18 protein-coding genes and 1 tRNA gene are annotated in these 21,716 nt (G+C 31.3%); 11 read left to right on the top strand and 8 right to left on the bottom strand.

Going from position 1 to position 21,716, the window contains the following annotated elements; genetic code table 11:
• Positions 1 to 28: 28 nt before the first annotated feature.
• Together ftsZ and ACW9UN_RS07625 are read left to right on the top strand one after the other, a co-directional pair.
• The gene (gene ftsZ, locus ACW9UN_RS07630; protein WP_459485446.1) at positions 29 to 1,912 is read left to right on the top strand and encodes a cell division protein FtsZ; all 1,884 of its coding nucleotides are present in this window, start codon (positions 29 to 31) and stop codon (positions 1,910 to 1,912) included.
• 202 nt (positions 1,913 to 2,114) lie between these two features.
• Complete coding sequence (locus ACW9UN_RS07625; protein ID WP_459485445.1) at positions 2,115 to 2,327, top strand: hypothetical protein; 213 nt, start codon at positions 2,115 to 2,117, stop codon at positions 2,325 to 2,327.
• A gap of 219 nt (positions 2,328 to 2,546) precedes the next feature.
• Here the strand turns inward: ACW9UN_RS07625 and ACW9UN_RS07620 are convergent, their stop codons facing one another.
• Both ACW9UN_RS07620 and ACW9UN_RS07615 read right to left on the bottom strand, forming a co-directional pair.
• Positions 2,547 to 3,734 (bottom strand): pyridoxal phosphate-dependent aminotransferase, encoded by a 1,188-nt coding sequence (locus ACW9UN_RS07620; protein WP_459485443.1) that lies wholly within the window; start codon positions 3,732 to 3,734, stop codon positions 2,547 to 2,549.
• 26 nt (positions 3,735 to 3,760) lie between these two features.
• Positions 3,761 to 4,852 carry a fatty acid desaturase family protein gene (locus ACW9UN_RS07615; RefSeq protein WP_459485441.1) on the bottom strand — a complete coding sequence of 364 codons (1,092 nt, stop codon included), beginning with the start codon at positions 4,850 to 4,852 and terminating at the stop codon, positions 3,761 to 3,763.
• A gap of 119 nt (positions 4,853 to 4,971) precedes the next feature.
• Here ACW9UN_RS07615 and rsmG point away from each other — a divergent pair, with 119 nt between their 5' ends.
• From rsmG to ACW9UN_RS07595, 4 genes are all read left to right on the top strand, one after another.
• Positions 4,972 to 5,598: a 16S rRNA (guanine(527)-N(7))-methyltransferase RsmG gene (gene rsmG, locus ACW9UN_RS07610; RefSeq protein WP_459485439.1), complete on the top strand. Its 627-nt coding sequence runs from the start codon at positions 4,972 to 4,974 to the stop codon at positions 5,596 to 5,598.
• A gap of 195 nt (positions 5,599 to 5,793) precedes the next feature.
• Positions 5,794 to 6,327: a 30S ribosomal protein S16 gene (locus tag ACW9UN_RS07605; protein WP_459485437.1), complete on the top strand. Its 534-nt coding sequence runs from the start codon at positions 5,794 to 5,796 to the stop codon at positions 6,325 to 6,327.
• 19 nt (positions 6,328 to 6,346) lie between these two features.
• On the top strand, positions 6,347 to 6,871 hold the full coding sequence (gene rimM, locus ACW9UN_RS07600) for a ribosome maturation factor RimM (RefSeq protein WP_459485436.1): 525 nt from the start codon (positions 6,347 to 6,349) through the stop codon (positions 6,869 to 6,871).
• 34 nt (positions 6,872 to 6,905) lie between these two features.
• Positions 6,906 to 6,992: transfer RNA gene (locus ACW9UN_RS07595), tRNA-Ser, on the top strand.
• A gap of 152 nt (positions 6,993 to 7,144) precedes the next feature.
• Here the strand turns inward: ACW9UN_RS07595 and ACW9UN_RS07590 are convergent.
• Both ACW9UN_RS07590 and ACW9UN_RS07585 read right to left on the bottom strand, forming a co-directional pair.
• Positions 7,145 to 7,582 carry a hypothetical protein gene (locus ACW9UN_RS07590; protein WP_459485434.1) on the bottom strand — a complete coding sequence of 146 codons (438 nt, stop codon included), beginning with the start codon at positions 7,580 to 7,582 and terminating at the stop codon, positions 7,145 to 7,147.
• A 33-nt stretch (positions 7,583 to 7,615) separates the two neighbouring features.
• On the bottom strand, positions 7,616 to 9,199 hold the full coding sequence (locus tag ACW9UN_RS07585; RefSeq protein WP_459485432.1) for a glycoside hydrolase family 16 protein: 1,584 nt from the start codon (positions 9,197 to 9,199) through the stop codon (positions 7,616 to 7,618).
• A 111-nt stretch (positions 9,200 to 9,310) separates the two neighbouring features.
• Between ACW9UN_RS07585 and ACW9UN_RS07580 the strand changes: the two genes are divergently transcribed.
• Complete coding sequence (locus tag ACW9UN_RS07580) at positions 9,311 to 10,033, top strand: tRNA1(Val) (adenine(37)-N6)-methyltransferase (RefSeq protein WP_459485430.1); 723 nt, start codon at positions 9,311 to 9,313, stop codon at positions 10,031 to 10,033.
• Positions 10,034 to 10,110: 77 nt separating this feature from the next.
• Here ACW9UN_RS07580 and ACW9UN_RS07575 read toward each other — a convergent pair whose 3' ends face one another.
• On the bottom strand, positions 10,111 to 11,130 hold the full coding sequence (locus ACW9UN_RS07575; RefSeq protein ID WP_459485427.1) for a COX15/CtaA family protein: 1,020 nt from the start codon (positions 11,128 to 11,130) through the stop codon (positions 10,111 to 10,113).
• A gap of 520 nt (positions 11,131 to 11,650) precedes the next feature.
• Between ACW9UN_RS07575 and ACW9UN_RS07570 the strand changes: the two genes are divergently transcribed.
• Together ACW9UN_RS07570 and ACW9UN_RS07565 are read left to right on the top strand one after the other, a co-directional pair.
• Positions 11,651 to 12,925 (top strand): ribonucleotide-diphosphate reductase subunit beta, encoded by a 1,275-nt coding sequence (locus ACW9UN_RS07570; RefSeq protein ID WP_459485425.1) that lies wholly within the window; start codon positions 11,651 to 11,653, stop codon positions 12,923 to 12,925.
• A 3-nt stretch (positions 12,926 to 12,928) separates the two neighbouring features.
• Positions 12,929 to 14,710: a ribonucleoside-diphosphate reductase subunit alpha gene (locus ACW9UN_RS07565; RefSeq protein ID WP_459485423.1), complete on the top strand. Its 1,782-nt coding sequence runs from the start codon at positions 12,929 to 12,931 to the stop codon at positions 14,708 to 14,710.
• A gap of 181 nt (positions 14,711 to 14,891) precedes the next feature.
• On the opposite strand, the gene ACW9UN_RS07560 is transcribed toward ACW9UN_RS07565, so the two are convergent.
• Positions 14,892 to 15,554, bottom strand: a complete 663-nt coding sequence (locus ACW9UN_RS07560) for a hypothetical protein (protein ID WP_459485420.1) — start codon at positions 15,552 to 15,554, stop codon at positions 14,892 to 14,894.
• A gap of 68 nt (positions 15,555 to 15,622) precedes the next feature.
• Here ACW9UN_RS07560 and ligA point away from each other — a divergent pair, with 68 nt between their 5' ends.
• Positions 15,623 to 17,620, top strand: a complete 1,998-nt coding sequence (gene ligA / locus ACW9UN_RS07555) for an NAD-dependent DNA ligase LigA (RefSeq protein ID WP_459485418.1) — start codon at positions 15,623 to 15,625, stop codon at positions 17,618 to 17,620.
• A gap of 82 nt (positions 17,621 to 17,702) precedes the next feature.
• Positions 17,703 to 18,476 carry a DUF4294 domain-containing protein gene (locus ACW9UN_RS07550; protein ID WP_459485416.1) on the top strand — a complete coding sequence of 258 codons (774 nt, stop codon included), beginning with the start codon at positions 17,703 to 17,705 and terminating at the stop codon, positions 18,474 to 18,476.
• Positions 18,477 to 18,479: 3 nt separating this feature from the next.
• On the opposite strand, the gene ACW9UN_RS07545 is transcribed toward ACW9UN_RS07550, so the two are convergent.
• Positions 18,480 to 19,823 (bottom strand): DUF5723 family protein, encoded by a 1,344-nt coding sequence (locus ACW9UN_RS07545; protein ID WP_459485413.1) that lies wholly within the window; start codon positions 19,821 to 19,823, stop codon positions 18,480 to 18,482.
• Positions 19,824 to 19,827: 4 nt separating this feature from the next.
• Positions 19,828 to 21,489, bottom strand: a complete 1,662-nt coding sequence (locus ACW9UN_RS07540) for a hypothetical protein (protein ID WP_459485411.1) — start codon at positions 21,487 to 21,489, stop codon at positions 19,828 to 19,830.
• Positions 21,490 to 21,716: the final 227 nt, after the last annotated feature.

Below are 21,716 nucleotides of genomic sequence, written 5' to 3'. Positions count from 1 at the left end.
TACAAACCAAAAAAAGAAAAACGTTATTATGAGCGCAGAATTTGATAACATTTCATTCGATATGCCAAAAACACAATCTAACACCATAAAAGTAATTGGTGTAGGAGGTGGTGGTAGCAATGCCGTAAACCATATGTTTCAGCAACACATTAACGGAGTAGATTTTGTAATCTGTAATACAGATGCACAAGCTTTAGAAAATAGCCCAATTCCTAACAAAATTCAATTAGGTGCAAACTTAACCTCTGGTTTAGGTGCAGGTGCTAACCCAGAAATAGGTGCACAAGCAGCCAAAGAAAGTATGCAAGAAGTACAGCAAATGTTAAATACGCAAACCAAAATGGTATTTATTACTGCTGGTATGGGAGGTGGTACAGGAACAGGAGCTGCACCAATTATAGCCAAAATTGCTAAAGATATGGATATCTTAACAGTAGGTATTGTAACCATGCCTTTTGCTTTTGAAGGTAAAAGACGTACAAAACAAGCACAATTAGGAATCGATCAACTGCGCCAAAATGTAGATTCTTTAATTGTAATTAATAACAATAAGTTAAGAGAAGTTTACGGAAATCTTGGTTTTAAGGCTGGTTTTTCTAAAGCAGATGAAGTATTGTCTACAGCTTCTAAAGGTATTGCAGAAGTAATCACACACCATTATAAACAAAATATCGATTTACATGATGCTAAAACTGTGTTGTCTAACAGCGGTACAGCAATTATGGGTTCTGCAAAAGAAGAGGGGCCAGACAGAGCAAAAACGGCAATTGTAAAGGCTCTAGATTCTCCTTTATTAAATGATAATAAAATTACAGGAGCTAAAAATGTATTGTTATTGATTGTTTCTGGTACAAATGAAGTGACTTTAGATGAGATAGGGGAAATTAATGACTTTATACAGGATGAAGCAGGCTATGATGCCAATATTATTATGGGTATTGGAGAAGATGAAGGAATTGGTGATGCCATTTCTGTAACTATAGTAGCTACCGGTTTTGCTGCAGATCAGCAAAGTAACATTACCAATACCGAAGTTAAAAAAGTTATCCATACCTTAGAAGATGAGCAAAAAGCAACCTACAATTTTGCAGATAAAAGTATTGTAAAACAGCCTAGTTTAGAAACACCAATTGCCCCAAAAACAGCGCAAAAAATTGTACATACTTTAGAGAACGAAGTTGAAGAGACTAAGCCAAAAATGGATTTGGTAAAAACCAATGAAATTATTGCAAGTATGCCAGTAACCTATGAAGAGGTTGAGGTTGAAAATTTTTCAGAAGATGATTTTATTATTACTGATGTTGTAAAAGAACAAGAAAATACAAATGAAGTAACCCAACAACCGCAAACAGATTTAGTTTTTGATTTTCCACTATCAAAGCAAAAAAATGATAAAGAAAAAGAAGAGGCTCAATTTAAGCAAACCAATGCCATTGAAAAAGCAAAAAATATTGAGGTAAATGGTGCTCTAGAAGTTAAAGCTAAAAAGGAGGTGCGTTACGTTTTAGAAGATTTTGATGCAACTCCTACTATTGGTAAAAGTTCTAACATTACAAAAGACAATAATGTTGAAGAAGAAATTAAAATAGAACTAAAAAAACCAACTCATCAAGTTGAAATTAATGAGATGGATACTTTAAGTGAAGAGGTTTCTCCATTAGATTCAACCATTAGCGAAATGCAAAAAAGAGCAGCAGAACGTAGAAAAAATATGAAAAAGTTCAATTATAGTTTCAACGAAAATTTGAATAAAAATATCGATGATATTGAACGTCAGCCAGCCTATAAAAGATTAGGAGTAAACCTAAATAAAAATGGTGCAATTAGTAAAACTAAAACAGTTTTAAAGAAAGATGATGATAGTATTGATTTTTCGTCTGGTAATTCTTTTTTACATGATAATGTAGATTAATATATATTCCTCAAAACGATAAAAATCACACCTTAAAAGGGTGTGATTTTTTATTTTTTATAATTTTTTTATTTTTTTTTCATGTTGTCGTAAACTATAAATCCTAAGAAAATTGATTTTTTATGCTGGTTTGTAGTTCTTTAGGATGTAACAAACTATTTTATTGCTCGTCTAAACTATGTAACCAAATAAACTAAATATTATGAAATCAACTTACACAAACACTTTAGAAAGAGGAATTTTAACATCTGCTTACAAAAGAGAAATAAGAGCGAATGTCTCTGAATCTAAAAGAACAAACTTATTCAAAATGAAATCAATGGTTGAAGCGCATCAAGAAAATGTGCAAAGCGCAACAGCAACTATTTTAAAAGTTTCTTTTTTTATGATAGCTATTATCTTTATGGTATCTTAATAAGCGGTGTACTTTAATTGTGCTGAGAAATGGCAAGTAAGCCCGCGTGAAGGATTGAAGCAATTGTTTGAGCTCTCCCGATCTTAAATCGGGAAGCGAGTGCGAAAAGCCTGACCTGAAAGGGCACGCAAAAAAAAGAATATACTGAGGTGTCTGTCTCAGAATAAAAAAAATCCATCTAAAAAGATGGATTTATAATTTATAAAATTTTGGAAACTCTTAACTTAAAGCTTCTTTAATTCTTTTAATTGCTTCCCTAATTTGTAATTCTGATGCTGCATAAGAAATTCTAATACAATCAGGTGCTCCAAAAGCATCACCTGTAACAGTAGCTACATTTGCTTTTTCTAATAAAAATAAAGCAAAATCACTAGCGTTGTTAATAGTAATTCCTTGAATAGTTTTACCAAAGAAAGCAGAAATATCAGGGAAAACGTAAAACGCGCCATCAGGTACATTTACTTTAAAACCATCAATTTCTTGTAACAAATCGATGATAATACCTCTTCTGGTTTTAAATTCATCAACCATGTATTGTATTTTGCTAATTGGAGCTAAAACAGCTGTAATAGCAGCTCTTTGTGCAATACAATTAGTACCCGAAGTAATTTGTCCTTGCATTTTGGTACACGCTTTTGCAATCCATTCTGGAGCGCCAATGTAACCAATTCTCCAACCCGTCATTGCAAATGCTTTTGCTAATCCATTTACAGTAATAGTTCTATCGTACAAACTCTCAATAGCCGCTAAACTAAAAGGTTTAGTGTCGTAGTTGATGTGTTCATAGATTTCATCAGACATTACATAAATCTGAGGATATTTTTCTAAAACTTTAGCCAAAGCTCGGTATTCTTCTTCACTATAAATAACTCCACTTGGGTTATTTGGTGAGTTGAATAAAATTAATTTCGTTTTTGGTGTAATTGCGGCTTCAAGTTGCTCTGGCGTAATTTTAAAGTTATTTTCTATGGATGAGCGTATTTCTACAGATTTAGCTTCACAAAGTGTTGCAATAGCAGAATAACTTACCCAATAAGGGCAAGGTAATAAAACTTCATCTCCAGGATTTAACAATACTTGCATCACATTAGCAATAGATTGTTTTGCACCTGTAGAAACTACAATTTGGCTTGGTTTGTAATCTAAATTGTTATCACGTTTAAATTTTACGCAAATTGCCTCTTTCAATTCTCCATACCCATCAACAGGTGTATAAGAATTGTAATTTTCATTTACAGCTTCGATGGCAGCATCTTTAATAAAATCAGGTGTATTAAAGTCTGGTTCACCCAAACTCAAACCAATAATATCTTTACCTTCTGCTCTTAATTCTCTTGCTTTTGCAGCCATTGCCAATGTTGCAGACGCTGGCAAACTGTTAATTCTGTCCGATAATGGATGTGTCATTTTTACGTTACGTTATTCAGTTTTTGTTATGCTAATTCAGGTTTTTGACCCAAAACACCCAAATGCTTAAAATGCTCAATAATTGCTTTTCTTGTAGTTTGATACTCATTATAAGGCAAATTAAACTCTTTAGCTGTTTCTTTTACAATTTTAGCTAATTTGCTGTAATGTACGTGAGAAATGTGTGGAAAAATATGATGTTCAACTTGATGATTTAAGCCACCTGTATAAAAATTAACAAGCCAATTGCTTGGTGCAAAGTTACTTGTAGTATAAAGTTGGTGTACAGCCCAAGTATGTTCTAAATTTCCATTTTTATCAGGTACTGGCATTTCTGTATTGGGTACAATGTGAGCCAATTGAAAAACCAAACTTAAAATCATTCCTGCTGTGTAATGCATTACAAAAAATCCTATTAAAACTTTCCACCAAGCAACGTCTAAAACCAAGATCGGTAAAACTATCCAAAGTGCATAATAGGCAATTTTAGAGATCACTAATTTTGTCCATTCTGTAGTCGGATTTGGAAATTTTCCATACGATAATTTACGCTTTAAATACCTACGCATTTGTTTGATATCTGTGGTAATTGCCCAATTTATCGTCAATAATCCATAAAGAAAAATAGAATAATACTTTTGAATTTTATGAATTTTCAACCACTTAGAGTGTAGTGAAAAACGAATAATTCTACCGGCATCAATATCCTCATCATGATCTTTTACATTGGTAAATGTATGATGCAATACATTGTGTTGTACTTTCCAGTTATACACATTACCAGCCAAAATATAAATACTGCTACCCATTAATTTATTGACCCATTTTCTTTTAGAAAACGAATCGTGATTGGCATCATGCATCACATTCATACCAACACCAGCCATGCCAACACCAGTTAATATCATTAATAAAATCATTGTCCATTGTGGCATGGAAACTGTGAGTACTAAAATAAATGGTACTAAAAATAAGCAAAACATTAAAATGGCTTTGGTATATAATTTCCAATTACCTGTTCTTTTAATATTATTATCTTTAAAATAAGAGTTTACTCTTTTGTTTAATGTTCTAAAGAACTTTGCTTTATCTACTCTTGAGAAATTTATTGTTTTCATTTAATAATTTAATGTGCAGCAAAAATATACTATTTTGAATTGCTTTTTATGACAAACGTCATTTTTTGTAAAGAATTGTTTCCATCAAATACCTATTTTTGCATTCTAATTGATTATTGATGGACATTATTCACAAATATTTTAAAAATTTATCAGAAAAGCAAATCGAACAATTTGAAAAGTTACAAGACTTGTATAAAGATTGGAACTTGAAAATCAATGTGGTTTCTAGAAAAGATATTGATGAGTTGTATTTAAGACACGTTTTACATTCGTTAGGAATAGCAAAGGTAATGCAGTTTCAACCCAATGCAAAAGTAATGGATGTAGGTACAGGAGGTGGTTTTCCTGGTATACCATTAGCAATTTTGTTTCCAAAAACACAGTTTCATTTGGTGGATTCTATTGGTAAAAAGATAAAAGTGGTTAATGAAGTGGTTGAAGGTTTAGGTTTAGAAAACGTAAAAACATCACATTGTAGGGTAGAGGAAATAAAAGACACTTATGATTTTATTGTGAGTAGGGCAGTGGCCCAAATGGAAACTTTTGTGAGATGGAATAAAGGTAAAATTGTTAAAAAACAAAACCATAATTTAAAAAATGGAATATTATATTTAAAAGGAGGAGATTTAACAGAAGAACTTCAAAAATATACTACAGCAACTATTTATGATTTACCTAATTATTTTGATGAACCCTTTTTTGAAACTAAAAAAGTGGTGCATTTAGGGATGAAGTATAAGTAGATTTTTTGTTGTTAATGATAACAAAAGATGAAACAAATGCTTTTAATTGTTTCATTTAGTGTTTGTTATCTATATAATGTTTTTCTTTTTTTTTAACGACCAATTCAAAACTATTTACTATTTTTGCGCCCACTTATCACGAGATGGTAAGATTTTTAATAACCAAGGTCGAGAACCTTAAAAAATTAATAAATTATGTCTGTAAAAATCAGATTACAAAGACACGGAAAAAAAGGAAAGCCTTTCTATTGGATTGTTGCTGCTGATGCCCGTGCAAAAAGAGATGGTAAATACTTAGAAAAAATTGGTACTTACAATCCTAATGTTAACCCTGCAGAAATTAACTTAGATGTTGATGGTGCTGTAAAGTGGTTACAAAATGGTGCACAACCAACAGATACTGCAAAAAACATTTTATCTTACAAAGGTGCTATGTTAAAAAATCATTTAGTAGGTGGTGTACGTAAAGGTGCTTTAACACAAGAGCAAGCTGATGAAAAATTTGCAGCTTGGTTAGAGGCTAAAGAAGCTAAAATTGCTGATAAAGCAGCAGGTTTATCTAAAGCAGAATCAGAAGCAAAAGCAAAAGCTTTAGCAGCAGAAAAAGCTGTAAATGAAGCTAGAATTGAAGCAGCAAAACCAGTTGTAGAAGAAGTAGCAGAAACTGAAGAGGCAGCTGAAGCAGCTCCAGAAACTATTGATGAAGCTCAAGAAAAAGCAACAGAATAAATTATAGATTTACACGAAGATGCGTAAAGAAGATTGTTTTTATTTAGGCAAAATCGTTACAAAATATAGTTTTAAGGGTGAGGTTGTTATCAAATTAGATACAGACGAACCTGAGTTGTATAAAAATATGGAATCAGTTTATGTCGAATTCGGCACAAATTTGGTTCCATTTTTTATTGAAAAAAGTTCTTTACACAAAGGAAATCAATTAAGAGTACAATTTGAAGATGTATATTCTGAAGAGGAGGCAGATTCCATTTTAAAATGTGGTATATACCTACCTCTAGATTTATTACCAAAACTAACGGGTAATAAATTTTATTTTCATGAAGTTATCGGTTTTACCGTAATTGATGAAAATTTTGGTGAAGTTGGTAAAATTGTTCACATCAATGACAAAGCTGCACAGCCTTTGTTTGAAATTGATAGACAAGGAAAAGAAATCTTTATTCCTCTAATTGATGATTTTATCAAAAAAGTAGATAGAGAACAGCAGTTGGTTCAGGTTACAACTCCAGAAGGCTTAATAGAACTGTATTTATAAAAATATATAACTGAATTTTAATTCAGAACTAAACAGAGAGGTGCAAGAGTGGTTTATCTGGCTACCCTGGAAAGGTAGTATACTAGAAATGGTATCGAGGGTTCGAATCCCTTCCTCTCTGCAAAGAGTTTCAAAACCATTATAAGTAAAGGTTTTTATAGGTCATAGAAATAAAAGCGTGTCAAACTATTACCAAAAGAAAAATATTTAAGTTTTTAAGACTATCTCTATTTAATTTTAAGGCTTAAAAAGTTTGTTTGATTAAAATATATTTTAAATACTTTCTTTTTTTACAATGTCATAATTAAATCGTATTAATCCATTTCTATTTGTGGTACTTACTTCAGAGGTTTCTTCTACGATTACTTCATCATTTAAAAATATCTTTAAACTTAATGGAGAAGCGTCACTAGCTCTGTTTCTATAAGTCTCACCCTGAATATACCTAAAATCATAATTATCTAATCTAATTACAATAGGTTCTGCGTTGCCTTGAGCATCATAACTAAAAGGATAAACGTTTAGATTATAATCATCGGTTTGGTAAACATAATAATTTACTTTAACCTCATCGTTTGGTTCCGTAGTTGTAATTTCAATTCTCACCATATTATCAGGAGAAACAATTCCTAAGTCTTCTGTTGGCGCTTCAATAGGTGAAGAGCAACTTATTATAAATACAATTAACGCAAAAAATAGTACTTTATTCATTTTAAATCTCATTTTGTACAAATTTACAAAATCTTATTTCCTCACGATAATTTTTTGGGTTGCAACTTTTTTACCATTGTAAATTTTTACGAAATATAATCCTGAGTTTAAACTAGAAATATCAATCTTTTCGAAATTCATTTTTTTAGTAAAAACTCGTTTACCAATAGTTGAATAAATTTCAATGTTGTCTATATCTTCATCAGTTTTAATGTGGATAATGCTCGATGATGGGTTTGGGTATATTGTAAATTTATCATTAAAAATGTCATCGGTACTAGCTGTAGATTGTTGGTATATTCTAACATAATCTATGACTAAGCTACTTTCTGTAAAACTAGGATTTACAGCCCCAGCTATACCTCCCATAGCAAAATTTATAAGCAAAAATTGAGGGTCATCAAAAGGCCAACCATCATTAATGCCATCAGAATTAACATCGGTAAAATTAGCTGGCTTTTTATAGGTGTAATGTACTTCATCATCAACCAAAAAAGTAATTTGATTTGGAGACCAATTCATAGAAAATACATGATACGTGTTGGCAACATCTGTTAAAGGTTTTGTTTTTGTATTTACTGTGCCCCCAAAACTCGACCTTGTGTGTAGTGCGCTTGATACTGTATTTGTAGCGTGTAAACCATGTTCCATAATGTCAATTTCTCCACAGTCTGGCCAAGGAGTTGTTCCAAAGCCTTGTGTTTGCCAATAAGCGCCAACTTCGTTAATGTTTTTTCCTAACGTCCAAATTGCAGGAAAAGTACCTTCTCCTTCTGGAAGTTTTGCTCTTACATCAACTCTACCATAGGTAAATGCATATTTAGAGTTTAATCTTGCAGACGTAAAATCTCGAGAAACACCATTCTGCACAATAGTTTCTCTTTTAGCAACGATGTTCAAATTATCGTTTGCAACAAAAGAATTTTCACTACTGTTTGTGTAATGTTGTATTTCTCCATTTGCCCAACCACCATTTACAATTCCTATGGTTTGATGGTGCCATTTGTCAGTATCTAGTGTGTTACCATCAAATTCATCAGACCAAACTAATTTATCATAAACTACATCTAATACATTTGGGTCTGTTGATGTTGTGCCATCAGAAATATTATCAAGTAAATATGTTCCTGCAATTGTTTCGCCTAAATCGATAAAAATTACCAATTTTGTGTAGGTTCCTGATGCATTAATGGTGTTGCCTGAACTCGTTTCTTTTGCACTCGAAAAATCAAACGTTAGATTTTGCCAGTCTGTGGCATTACCAGATGAAATAGTTTGCAGTACTTCTACATTTGGGTTGGTTCCATTTTCTAATTTTACTAAAACTGTATGTTCATTCGGGTCAAAAGCATAGAAAGAAAGTGTAATTTCTTTTTCATTTGTAACGTTGATAGCTCTGTTTAGGTCTATATAAAAACCTTGATCTGCAATTGCACCATTATTATTAAATTGCCCAACTTTGTTTGAAGCGTTGTCTGGATCAGTTTCTCTAGAAAAACTTGCGCCACTAAAGCCAGAAAATACATGATTAGCATTTTCAAAATCAATAGGCATTTGTTGTGAAAAGGTACTTAGCGTTATTGCAAAATAAAAGATTACTACGTAGAATTGTTTCATGAAATTGTTTTTTATAAAAGTAGGTATAAGTCTTGTCTATAAGGATTATACGACCAATACAAAAACCATACAGTATGTTAAAGTCGTTGTTTTTCGTTGTATTTTTGAAAAATGAATAAACCTTTTCAATTTAAAGAATTTACGATTCATCAAGATAAAACTGCGATGAAAATAGGTACAGATGCTGTACTTTTAGGAGCTTGGTGTAATATTGATGATGATACAGATGCTATTTTAGATATCGGTTCTGGTACAGGTGTTATAGGTTTAATGCTTGCACAACGATCTGATGCAATGACAATTGATGCTGTTGAAGTTGATGAAAAAGCATACGAACAAACAGTAGAGAATTTTGAGAGTTCTGATTGGGGAGATCGCCTGTATTGTTATCATAGTACGTTTCAAGATTTTGCAGATGAAATTGCAACTGAAAATGAAACTTACGATTTGATAGTCTCTAACCCACCTTTTTATACAGATGATTTTAAAACCGATAATGAATCTAGAAACAAAGCTCGTTTTACAAGTGCATTGTCTTTTGAAGAATTGATTTTAGGGGTGGTAAAAATACTATCTCCTAAAGGTATATTTTCAGTGGTTGTTCCTGCAAAAGAAGAGATAGTATTTGTAAATGCAGCTAAAGCGTGTAATTTGTTTTTAAATAGAGTTTGCAGGGTACAAGGCAACCTAAATTCAGAAATTAAACGAAGTTTGTTGGAGTTTTCTTTTCATCAAAAAGAGATAAAAGAAGCACATTTAATTATTGAAAAAGAGCGTCATCAATACACAAAAGAGTATGTCAATTTAACCAAAAACTTTTATTTGAAATTCTAACACTATTGATTTTGCTAATTCCAAACATCTAACTCTCAACTCCTAACTCCAAACTCTAAACTCCTAACTCTAAACTCCTAACTCGTAACTGTCTTTCTACTCTGCATCCAAAGATAAAATTGTAGGCCAAATAAAAATGCGCCAGACAACAAGTGAACTGCCTGAGTACCTAATGGAATTTCTGCATAATACATTAATATACCTGTTATAGTTTCTAGAAAGATTAAAAACACAATCCAATTCACCAATTTATACCCTAAATTTTTTGCTTGGTTGATGTAAAACATTCCTAAGTTTACCAAAACGATAGCGATGGTAAACGACCTATGGAAGTAAAATTTCCAATTCGGATCCATTAAACTGTAATTTTTATTTTCAAAGCCAAATAGTTTTACTTGTTCATCAATAAATTGTCTTACCTGAGTACCCATAGCAATCTGAATCAATGAAAAAATTACAGATGCTATTAATAATTTATTGAACAAAGCATTGTATGTAAATGTTTTTTTAGCAGAAATGATAAATTTTATACGCAATAAAATGGCAATGATAATTAAACCAACCACCATATGAATGGTAATAATGGTTGGTGTTAAGTTACTATCAACTACAGTTTTTCCTAACCAAGCTTCAAATAACATTAAAAGAAAAGCACTAAAAGAGAGTAGGGTAATTACTTTCTTTTCTTTCCAAAATTTAGTAGATGCATAAATTAAAAATAGAAACACAAAACCAGCAAGTACAGAAACCAATCTGTTGATGTATTCTGTCCAAGTATGAAACTTATTAAACACATTATAGTCGTGTTTGGTGTATTCTGCCCAATGATCTGCATTAAAAGTTGCAGATGTTGTAAGATCTTTTTCAGCAACAAATAAAGCTTCATCTTTAATGATAATAAAGCCTTTTTTAAATTCAGTATTCGGTTTCCATGTTATTTGTTCTTCTGAAGTAGGTGGAATATAGTACCCAAAGCATTTTGGCCAATCTGGGCAACCCATTCCAGAACCTGTCATTCTAACAATAGCACCTGCTAAAAATATCAGATATAACGATATGATGGCAAGCTGAACAATTTTAGGAAACCTTTTTTTCATCAGATGTAAAATTTACGCAAAAATACGCCAAAAAAAAATTGCTTAAAATAAATTATTGTACTTGTTGCTATGTAAAAAAAATCTAAATAATCATGTTTGTTAAATACAAGTCTAAAGCGATTTTTTGCCACAATATTTAAGATGAGAAGCTGTAAACATTATAGTTTTTTATAAGTAATAAGTTGTTTTTGTAAAAGTTTTTTATTAGCGTTTTAGTGGTTTTGTTTTAGAGAAGCTAAATTAGAAAAAATCTAAAAAAGGAGAGTTTTTTTTAATTTTTTCTCTCATAAAAAACATGTTTTAAGAATGTCAGTAAACATAAAGGCTGTAGCGATTTTAAAATTGTAAGAAGTTTAAAGTCAGTATTTTAAAAATTATATTTTTAAGCGTCAAATATTCGTTATTTCACACTTTTGTTAAAAACTTCAAGGGATTTGTGAATAAGTATGACTTTCTTTTAAAAACAAAAATCACAATCTTTGTTAGGCTAAAAATTAACATTAACTTAATATCATACAAAGTGGAAATAACGCATATCATAAAGAGAGATTACCAAACAGCCCCTTTTGAGTTAGAAAAGATTACAAATGCCATAGAAAAAGCAATGAATACCGTAAGTAATGGTACTAGAAAAGATGCCATTGCTATTTCTAATATTGTAAACGGAGCTTTGTTAGAACGAAAACTAAATGAGCCACTTTACATGCCTACTGTAGAACAGGTTCAGGATATTGTAGAGGTAAAGTTAATGGACAGTCCTTTTCGAGATGTTGCAAAAGCATATATTTTATATAGAGATGAGCAAGCAAGAAATAGAAAAACAAATATTTTTGAAAAACGTGTAAATTTAAAACCTTACGAATATCCTGCTTTGTATGAATATGTAGATGCCATAAGACATTCGTATTGGATTCATACAGAGTTTAACTTTACTAGTGATATTCAAGATTTTAAAACAAACCTTTCAGACACAGAAAGACACGCTATTAAAAATACCATGTTGGCCATTTCTCAAATAGAAGTAGCTGTAAAATCTTTTTGGGGCGATATTTATAAGAAAATGCCAAAACCAGAAATTGGTTCAGTTGGATCTACTTTTGCAGAAAGTGAGGTTCGTCATCATGATGCTTATTCACATTTGTTAGAAATTTTAGGATTAAACAACGAGTTTCAAAATTTAAAGAAAAACCCTGTAATGATGCGTCGTGTCAATTATTTAGAATTGGCATTGCAAAACTCTAAAAGTAAAGACAATAAAGAGTTTTCTGAGTCAGTTTTGTTATTCTCTTTATTTATCGAACATGTTTCGTTATTCTCGCAATTCTTAATTATTATGGCATTTAACAAATATAAAAATGCCTTAAAAGGAATTTCTAATGTGGTTGAAGCAACCTCTAAAGAAGAGCAAATTCATGGCGATTTTGGTATTGATATTATTAAAATTATCAAATCTGAAAATCCAGAATGGTTTGATGAAGATTATACCTTAATGATTCAAGAAATGTGTAACGAAGCATTTTATGCAGAAAGCAAAATTATTGATTGGATTTTTGAAAAAGGCGAATTGGATTTCTTACCAAAAAATGTAATCAACGAATTTATTAAAAACAGATTTAATAAATCGTTAGAAAGTATTGGTGTGCCAAAAATATTTGATATCGATGAAGCCCTACTTTCTGAAACAGAATGGTTTGATGACGAAATTATTGGAACAAAACACGGAGATTTCTTTGTAAAAAGATCTATAAACTACAGTAAAAGAACAAAAAGTATAACTAGCGACGATTTATTTTAAACCATGAACTTAGACACGAAAAACAGAACTCAACCAAAAACCGACCACGAAAAATTAATTGAAGCAAGAAACTCTTCAAGAAAAGAGATTGTTGAAAATCTAGGAACACCAGAAATTAAATGGCTCACAGAAAATAGTCGTAAATTTTTAGAGTCTGGATATTTAACAAAAGGGGCAACACCAGAAGGAAGAATTCGCGAAATTGCAGAAAATGCAGAAAGAATTCTTAAAAAGCCTGGTTTTGCAAACAAGTTTGAAAACTACATGGCAGAAGGCTTTTATTCATTAGCCTCGCCTGTTTGGTCTAACTTTGGTAAAAGAAGAGGGCTGCCAATAAGCTGTTTTGGTTCGCATGTTGCTGATGATATGGGAGACATTTTATTCTCTCAATCAGAGGTAGGAATGATGTCTAAATTAGGAGGTGGAACTTCTGGTTACTTTGGTAAATTACGTCCAAGAGGTGCAGAAGTTAAAAATAATGGATCGTCTTCGGGTTCTGTACACATTATGCAATTGTTCGAAAAAATGGTAGACGTTGTTAGCCAAGGTTCTGTAAGAAGAGGTCGTTTTTCTCCATACTTACCCATAGATCATCCAGATATTAAAGAATTCCTAGAAATTGGTACAGAAGGAAATCCAATTCAAGAATTAACACATGGTGTTACTGTAAGTAACCAATGGATGCAAGAAATGATTGATGGTGATGTAGAAAAAAGAAGCCTTTGGGCAAAAGTATTGCAATGTAGAGGCGAAATCGGTTATCCGTATATTTTATTTAGAGATAATGCCAATAATGGTACTGTAGATGTATATAAAGATAAAAAATTAGAAATTTATGCAAGTAATTTATGTACAGAAATTATGTTGCCTTCTAATGAAGATTGGTCTTTTGTTTGTTGTTTATCATCAATCAACTTATTGCATTACGACAAATGGAAAGATACAGATGCTGTAGAAACCTTAACGTATTTCTTAGATGCTGTAATGGAAGAGTTTATTCAGAAATTAGAAGTGTACAGAGACTCTTCAAATAGAGACGATCAGTTTACTTTCCGTTTTATGGAAAAAGCGTATAACTTTGCAAAAGACAACAGAGCTTTAGGTTTAGGTGCTTTAGGATGGCACTCTTTATTACAATCTAAAATGTTGCCTTTTGATAGTGCAGAAGCGTATTCTTTAAACAGCGAAATTTTTAAATTGATTAAAGAAAAATCGTATGCAGCTTCAGAAGCTATGGCCAAAGAATATGGTGAGCCAGCTATTTTAAAAGGTTATGGAAGACGCAATACCACCTTAAATGCAATTGCGCCAACCACATCGTCAGCATTTATTTTAGGTCAAGTGTCTCAAGGTATTGAGCCAATTTGGTCTAATGTATACGTAAAAGATATTGCTAAAATTAAAACCACGATTAAGAACCCAATTTTAGAAGCAGTTTTAGAAGAAAAGGGTAGAAGCACACCAGATGTTTGGAGAAGCATTCGTGATAATGATGGTTCTGTACAACATTTAGAGTTTTTAACAGAACATGAAAAAGACGTGTTTAAAACCTATTCAGAAATTGATCAGAACGTAATTGTATATCAAGCTGCAAATCGTCAAAATCATATCGATCAAGGACAATCTATAAATATTATGGTACATCCAGATATGCCAATTAAAGACGTAAACAAAGTATATGTTAATGCTTGGCAATTGGGTGTAAAATCGATGTATTACCAACACAGTATGAATGCTGCACAGAAATTCAAACAAAAGAAAGAATGTGCTAGTTGTGAAGGGTAAAGAATTAAAACATCAAATTTTAAAAGAGAAGTCGAGAGATTTCTCTTTTTTTTGAGCAAAACTATTTATGATGCTAATCTAAGATTTATAACTTTTTTGAAAATAAATTGTGCAACATTAACTTTTACTTGTAAACTTTAAATAAATCAAAAAAAAGAAATAATTTCATCAATTAAAGATTTTATTCCTCTTCAAAAAATGCAATTTTAGCTTCAAACTCCTCATTTAAAAATTCTTGGGGACTCATAAAATAATCAGAAGTAATTAATCTGTATGAGTTTTCATTCTTTTTAATTTCCCAAATAATATCATCAGCTTCATCAAATTCTTCCTCGCCATTTAGCTGTTTTTCAAATAATCGTATAATCACATTATGGCTATCTAAATTCTGTGTAAAACATTTTAGGGCAATTTCTTTTGTAATTGTTTCATCTGCGTTTGCTTTGGGTGTAATTTCAAAATCAATAATCGTGGCTTTCGTGTTTGGGAATTTACCATTAAAAGCCTTGTATAAAAGTTGATTGATCACAAAAAGAGTTTTGTGTAAGCCTATTCTTGGATATTCTTCAGAAATTTTATCCACCAACATTTCATAAGACACAGAATCTATTTGATGTTCATTCATTTTATCAGATAATTTATAATCTAAAACAATTCGAGCAGCTTCACTCGGGTCTCTATCAGCAATTGCCATAAAAAGTAATTCTCTTAACTCCTTGGTATCGTTTACATCATCATTTGTAAAGTCGAATCTTCGTAAAAGTTCTTTATAGTCTTCCGTATTCCAAGCATTTTCAAGATCATCAACTGTAGAAATTTTATGTATTTTTATAGTGTATTTCATTTTTTTAAATCATTTTTGATTATCCAAAGAATATACAATTTTTAAAACTCAAAAACAAGTTTGTCTATATGAGTGTTCAAGAAAGAATAGAGCTACTTCGCAACGAATTAAATCAACATAATTATAATTATTATGTACTAGATGATACCACTATTTCCGATTTTGAATTTGATATAAAACTCAAAGAACTTGAAAAATTAGAACAAGAAAATCCAGAATATTTTGATGCCAATTCACCAACACAAAGAGTAGGTGGTACTATCACCAAAAATTTTGAAACTTTAGTTCATAAAAACAGAATGTATTCTTTAGACAATTCGTACTCTAAAGAAGATTTATTGGATTGGGAAAAACGCATTCAAAAAATAATAGGTAGTACTGACTTAGAATATACTTGTGAGTTAAAATATGATGGAGCATCCATTAACCTAACCTATGAAAATGGGCGTTTTGTAAAAGCAGTGACAAGAGGTGATGGTTTTCAAGGTGATGAGGTTACCAATAATGTAAAAACAATTCGTTCCATTCCGTTATTATTAAAAGGTGATTTTATCACTGATTTTGAAATGCGTGGTGAAATTATTTTGCCTTTAGACGGATTTGCAAAAATGAATCAAGAACGATTGGCAAATGACGAAGAAGCCTACAGAAACCCAAGAAATACAGCCAGTGGAAGTTTAAAACTGCAAGACAGTGCAGAGGTTGCAAAACGCCCTTTAGATTGTTTATTGTATCAGGTGGTAACATCCGAAAGAAAATACAAAACGCATTTTGAGAGTTTAGAGAATGCCAGAAAAGTAGGTTTTAAAGTGCCAAAAACCATTACCTTGGCAAAGTCGATTGATGAAGTTTTTGATTTTGTAAATCATTGGGATGCCAAAAGACACGATTTACCTTACGAAACCGATGGCATTGTAATTAAAGTAAACAATTTACAACATCAAGAAGAATTAGGCTATACTTCTAAAGCACCAAGATGGGCAATTGCGTATAAATTTAAAGCAGAACAAGTTTCCACAATTTTAAATGAAATTACTTATCAAGTAGGTAGAACAGGAGCAATTACACCAGTGGCGAATTTAGAACCTGTACAATTGGCAGGAACTACTGTAAAAAGAGCTTCTTTGCATAATGCAGATCAAATAGAAAAGTTAGATATTAGGGAAAATGATACTGTGTTTGTAGAAAAAGGAGGGGAGATTATCCCAAAAATTATTGGGGTAGATTTTACAAAACGTTCAGAAGATTCTAAACCCACAATCTACGCAACTAATTGCCCTGAATGTAATACAGAATTGGTAAGAACAGTTGGTGACGCAAAACACTACTGTCCCAATCAATTTGGATGCCCACCACAAATTACAGGAAGAATTCAGCACTTTATCAGCAGAAAAGCCATGGATATTGATGGTTTAGGAGGCGAAACTGTAGATTTGTTACGCAAAGAAGGCTTGATAGAAAATTATGCAGATTTATACGATTTAAAAGTAGAGCAAGTGATTCCTTTAGAACGAATGGCCGAAAAATCTGCCCAAAACATGATTAACGGAATTGAAAAATCAAAAGAAATTCCGTTCGAAAAAGTATTATTTGCACTCGGCATTCGTTTTGTAGGTGAAACTGTGGCCAAAAAGTTGGCGAAACATTTTAAATCTATAGACAATTTAATGGCAGCAAATTTTGAAACTTTAATTGCTGTGGATGAAATTGGCGACAGAATTGCACAAAGTATTATTGATTTTTCATCAGATTTAGGAAACATCCAATTGATTAATAGGTTAAAATCTTATGGAGTGCGATTAGAAGTTTCTCAAGAAAGTTTGGTAAATCAAACGGATAAATTACAAGGACAAGTTTTTGTAGTTTCAGGAGTTTTTCATCAAATGAGTAGAAACGAACTCAAAAAAGCCATAGAAGATAATGGAGGTAAAGTAAGTTCGTCGATCTCTAAAAAAACAAATTTTATTGTGGCAGGAGATAATATGGGACCAAGCAAATTAGCTAAAGCAGAAACTTTAGGAATTCCCATCATCTCAGAACAAGATTTTATTGAAAAAATTAGGTAATACGTTTTGGCAACCTTTTTGCTCATTTAATTTTGTGTTGTAAAAATAGTAGCAATCTTAAACATTTTGAATCATTTTTAATTTGAAAAAATTACTCTACATATCTATTGTATGTATTTCACTTGCTTCTTTTGCTCAAAAAAAAGAAGAGTTAGATTCGATACCACCTAATTTTGAAGATTATATTTTTGCAAAACCCGGAGATACAGTTACTATAAAACTCAATGAAATTACTTTAATACCGAAACAAAACTTTAAATCTAGAGAAGATATACGTTATTATTTATGGTTTCGTAGAAAAGTATTCAAGGCCTATCCTTATGCAAAGTTGGCTGCTACAAGATTAGATACATTAAAGGTTAGGTTATCTAGAATACAATCTAAAAGAAAAAAAAAGAAATATACTAGACTAATTCAGAAATATATAGAAGGAGAATTTACAGATCAAATTAAAAAAATGACCAGAACAGAAGGTCGAATTTTGATTAAATTAATTCATCGTCAAACTGGTAAAACTGCTTTCGATAACATTAAAGAGCTGAGAAGTGGCTGGAATGCATTTTGGTATAACACAACAGCTAATGTATTTGATTTATCATTAAAACAAGAATATCATCCAGCAACTGAAAACGAAGATTTTTTAATTGAAGATATTTTGCAACGCGCTTTTCAAGATGACAACTTAAAACGACAAGACTCAAAATTAAATTTTGATTTTCCTCAAATTATTTCGGCAAGAAAAGCAAAAATAGATGTTGATGTGTATAAAGAAATGTTTGTCAAAATGAGAAAAAAGCGCAAAAAGAAAAAGAGGAAATCTACATCCTCTTCTTCTAAAATCAATTCAAAAAATTAGTCGCTAATACGTTTTAGCTTCTAATTTATCTTTTTCTGCAATTTTTGGATTTTTAGACTTTCCTTTATAGCCAAATAAAAAATTCATACCAAATCTAAAATTAGCAGTATTGGCTTCTTGTACTTTACCACCTATATTAGAAACATCTTCTAAAGCCGTGTAAAGTTGTAAGAACCCTAGTTGAACAGAAAGGTTTGCGCCCACTCTAAAACCACCATTATTACCACCTGCACTTGCAATAATACCATAAGTTGCTTTGTTTAAAGCTCTGTTGTAACCTAAACCAAAACTTGGTTTCATATTCACGTATGGGTTGTTGTTGCTAAAATAGGTAGCTTGTAGTATGTTTTTTTCTGATAACTTATATTTAGCAGACACAAATGTTCTAGACCCTATTTTTGTTTTAAAACTTTTTTGTGTTTCTGTAGCGCCCAAAACATCGTTTAAAGCATCTTCTATTTCTGTTTCAACGTTTCCAGAGTTTTGAAAATCAAAACCGTTGTAAATGCCATTGGTAACATCTTGTAAATTATAGTTGGTAACATTTTCTTTCCAATTTATAGTGCCAATGTCGTTAATTGAGAATTCGAAAGAAAGTTTATTATTGAATTCGTAGCCCAAACCAATGTCTAAACCAAAACCACCATTTTTTCCAAAAAACGATAAATTATCAGTATTAGAAACTCCAGAGGTATTTACGGTTGCGTTTGCAGTGTTTACTGTCCATAAAAAGTTAGCAGGATTAATGTCTAACGAAAACTGTGCACCATCCTCTAGAGAAGAATGTGCAATGCCGCTTAAAGATTTTAATCGTAAAGCAATAGCAAGTTTATCTTCTAAAAAGGTTCTTGTAATACCAACTCCAATTTCACTATATGAGGTAAAGCCAATTTTCTCTGCGGTTAAAGAAAAACTTTCTCCAAAACCATTAGCTGCTATAGTTGTAAATTCTTTAGAGAACTCCCAAACTAAATTATTTTTGGCATTTGCAAAAAGTGTTATAGAACCTTTTTTAGTTTTAAAACCTAACATAAAAATATTGGCTACAACATCTGTAGCAACTGCATTTGCCTCTGCTGCAACTGCATTTAGGTTATTAAAATCAATTTTTAAATTGTTGCCACTTTCTACCAAAATATCACTAATTTTTATATCTGAGTTTAGGTTAAACCCTACATTTAAAGGCGTACCGAAGTTAACTTTATATTTTGGTAAATATATGGGAGAAATATCTTGTGTTTGTATAACGTAATCTCTTAAATTGTAAAAAGATAAGTAATCTTGTGCATTAGTATTGTTTATGAAAATAAAAAACAATAGGCTAATTGAGTATATATGTTTTTTCATAATTTTAATTGTCTGATGTTACATTTGCTCTTGCTTCTAAACCTACAGCAACACTTATTTCGTCACTACCTTTAATCATCACAGAATCTCTTTCATTTGGTAATTGAAGTGTAAGTCTTACATTAATGAGAGTTGCATCAATAATTTGATTAATTTCGTTTTGATCTAATTCTATTTCAAATTCTGATAAAACCGGAATACCATCAGATTCACCAGACTGATTTACATTTGCAGCTTGAAAAGCATTAATAGATTCTGTGTGTACAATTTGTCCGTTATTATTTTTAAACTCTAAAACAATATCTCCTGTTAAGGGGGTTTTGTTTTCTACATTAACCAGTAATTTTAAATATTCGAAATTGTCTAAATCTTCAGCGCCATCAAATTCAATTTCTTTATCTAAGCTAACTTTGTCGAAAGTAATCGCAACTTCAGCATTAAAACCATTATTTATTGCTGCATAAAAATTTTCATTAGGGTTACCATCATCAATAGGGTTTGCCATTCCAGAAATGTCAAATTCTAATGATGTTGGCTTAGATTCTAGTAAACTAGATATATTTGAGTTAGCATCATTTAGTAGGGTATTGGTAACTTTTTCATCATCTCCATAATTTTCTACACCATCAATTATAATGGTGTTAGGTAATGAGCTTGTGCCATTGTAATTTAAGTTTATAGAAGAATTTGCGTTTACTGCTCTTACAGAAGATAAGTCCATACTGATAGGAAAACCATAATCATTGGTTACATTTATGGCCATTTCTACATTATTAAATGAAACCTCACCATCATTAAAGTTGTCAAAAAAATCACCTAAATCTATAGTATTAGAGCTAACATTAAAAGATTCTTGCTTAAAATCACCATAGATAACATCATAAGTTGCGTTAGAGAGTAAGGCTTCGTAAGTAATGGCATCATTAGCGTCTACTTGGTTTCCGGCAACAAATGTAAAACTGGCATCAACATTTATAACAATTTTGTTTACTGTTTTGCCAGTACCAGTTCCATCATTTGTTAAATCAGCATTGTAGTCTGCTAAATCAATTGATATAGTTTCAGTGTTTCTTCCATTAGTATTTATAGTTTCTGTATAAATAGATTGATTACTTTTTGCAGTGAAAGAAGGTATCGTAACAGTTAAATTAATACTAGCGTCAATTGTAGATTCGAAAGAAATACGCATTAAGCCATCATTAAACTCAACTCTTGTTAGTTCTTGAGATAATTCTAAATCATGAATTTTCTGATTATTTCTTTTATAGTTTCCTATTAATGGATTAACTACGCCAGGAGCAATTTCGTCTGTAATTGTATAAGGAAAAGATTCTCCTAAAGGATCTAAATCAATAGAGGTTATGGGGCTTTCAATAGAGTTATCAATAGAAATATCATCTATAGAAACGTTAAAGGAATCGTTGTTTTGGCCAGAAAAGGTTTCTGTATAACTAAAACTAAACTCTTCAGACGAAGTAGGGGTAAGATCGCTACTTCCTAAATCGTCAAAAATTTCAGACAAGTTATAGTCGATGAATCCAGCAGGAATTTTTACTTCACCATTCCAAGAGATATCCTCAATCTCTTTATCAAAATACGATACATCACAAGAAACACTAAGCATAAGTAGTGAAAGAGTCAAGCAAAGTTTTGTTATTTTTTTCATACTCATTCGGTTTTAATATTAATTTGTGGTTTTCAAAGTACAATATATGAATATATCGTAAATTTTACACCTAAATTTTGTAAATAGTTACTAATTTTAGCTTTAAAAAGGAGATAAAATTAAAGGTTCATAAATTTATGAGCTGATTAATAATTAAAGTCGGGATTAACCTGGTTAGTTTAGATAATAGTTTTTAGATTTTTTTTGATGATATATAATTTTGTTGT

Source organism: Polaribacter litoreus (assembly GCF_054584775.1).
Note: the sequence above shows the minus strand (reverse complement) of the source record. Positions and strands in the feature narration are given on the sequence as shown.

Bases quoted from the DNA above. Each gene is read 5' to 3' on its own strand.
- ACW9UN_RS07545 (WP_459485413.1), bottom strand. From the start codon at position 19,823: ATGAAAAAACATATATACTCAATTAGCCTATTGTTTTTTATTTTCATA.
- ACW9UN_RS07575 (WP_459485427.1), bottom strand. From the start codon at position 11,130: ATGAAAAAAAGGTTTCCTAAAATTGTTCAGCTTGCCATCATATCGTTA.
- ACW9UN_RS07605 (WP_459485437.1), top strand. From the start codon at position 5,794: ATGTCTGTAAAAATCAGATTACAAAGACACGGAAAAAAAGGAAAGCCT.
- ftsZ (WP_459485446.1), top strand. From the start codon at position 29: ATGAGCGCAGAATTTGATAACATTTCATTCGATATGCCAAAAACACAA.
- ACW9UN_RS07565 (WP_459485423.1), top strand. From the start codon at position 12,929: ATGAACTTAGACACGAAAAACAGAACTCAACCAAAAACCGACCACGAA.
- ACW9UN_RS07620 (WP_459485443.1), bottom strand. From the start codon at position 3,734: ATGACACATCCATTATCGGACAGAATTAACAGTTTGCCAGCGTCTGCA.
- ACW9UN_RS07540 (WP_459485411.1), bottom strand. From the start codon at position 21,489: ATGAAAAAAATAACAAAACTTTGCTTGACTCTTTCACTACTTATGCTT.
- ligA (WP_459485418.1), top strand. From the start codon at position 15,623: ATGAGTGTTCAAGAAAGAATAGAGCTACTTCGCAACGAATTAAATCAA.
- ACW9UN_RS07615 (WP_459485441.1), bottom strand. From the start codon at position 4,852: ATGAAAACAATAAATTTCTCAAGAGTAGATAAAGCAAAGTTCTTTAGA.
- ACW9UN_RS07560 (WP_459485420.1), bottom strand. From the start codon at position 15,554: ATGAAATACACTATAAAAATACATAAAATTTCTACAGTTGATGATCTT.
- ACW9UN_RS07585 (WP_459485432.1), bottom strand. From the start codon at position 9,199: ATGAAACAATTCTACGTAGTAATCTTTTATTTTGCAATAACGCTAAGT.
- rimM (WP_459485436.1), top strand. From the start codon at position 6,347: ATGCGTAAAGAAGATTGTTTTTATTTAGGCAAAATCGTTACAAAATAT.
- rsmG (WP_459485439.1), top strand. From the start codon at position 4,972: ATGGACATTATTCACAAATATTTTAAAAATTTATCAGAAAAGCAAATC.
- ACW9UN_RS07580 (WP_459485430.1), top strand. From the start codon at position 9,311: ATGAATAAACCTTTTCAATTTAAAGAATTTACGATTCATCAAGATAAA.
- ACW9UN_RS07590 (WP_459485434.1), bottom strand. From the start codon at position 7,582: ATGAATAAAGTACTATTTTTTGCGTTAATTGTATTTATAATAAGTTGC.
- ACW9UN_RS07625 (WP_459485445.1), top strand. From the start codon at position 2,115: ATGAAATCAACTTACACAAACACTTTAGAAAGAGGAATTTTAACATCT.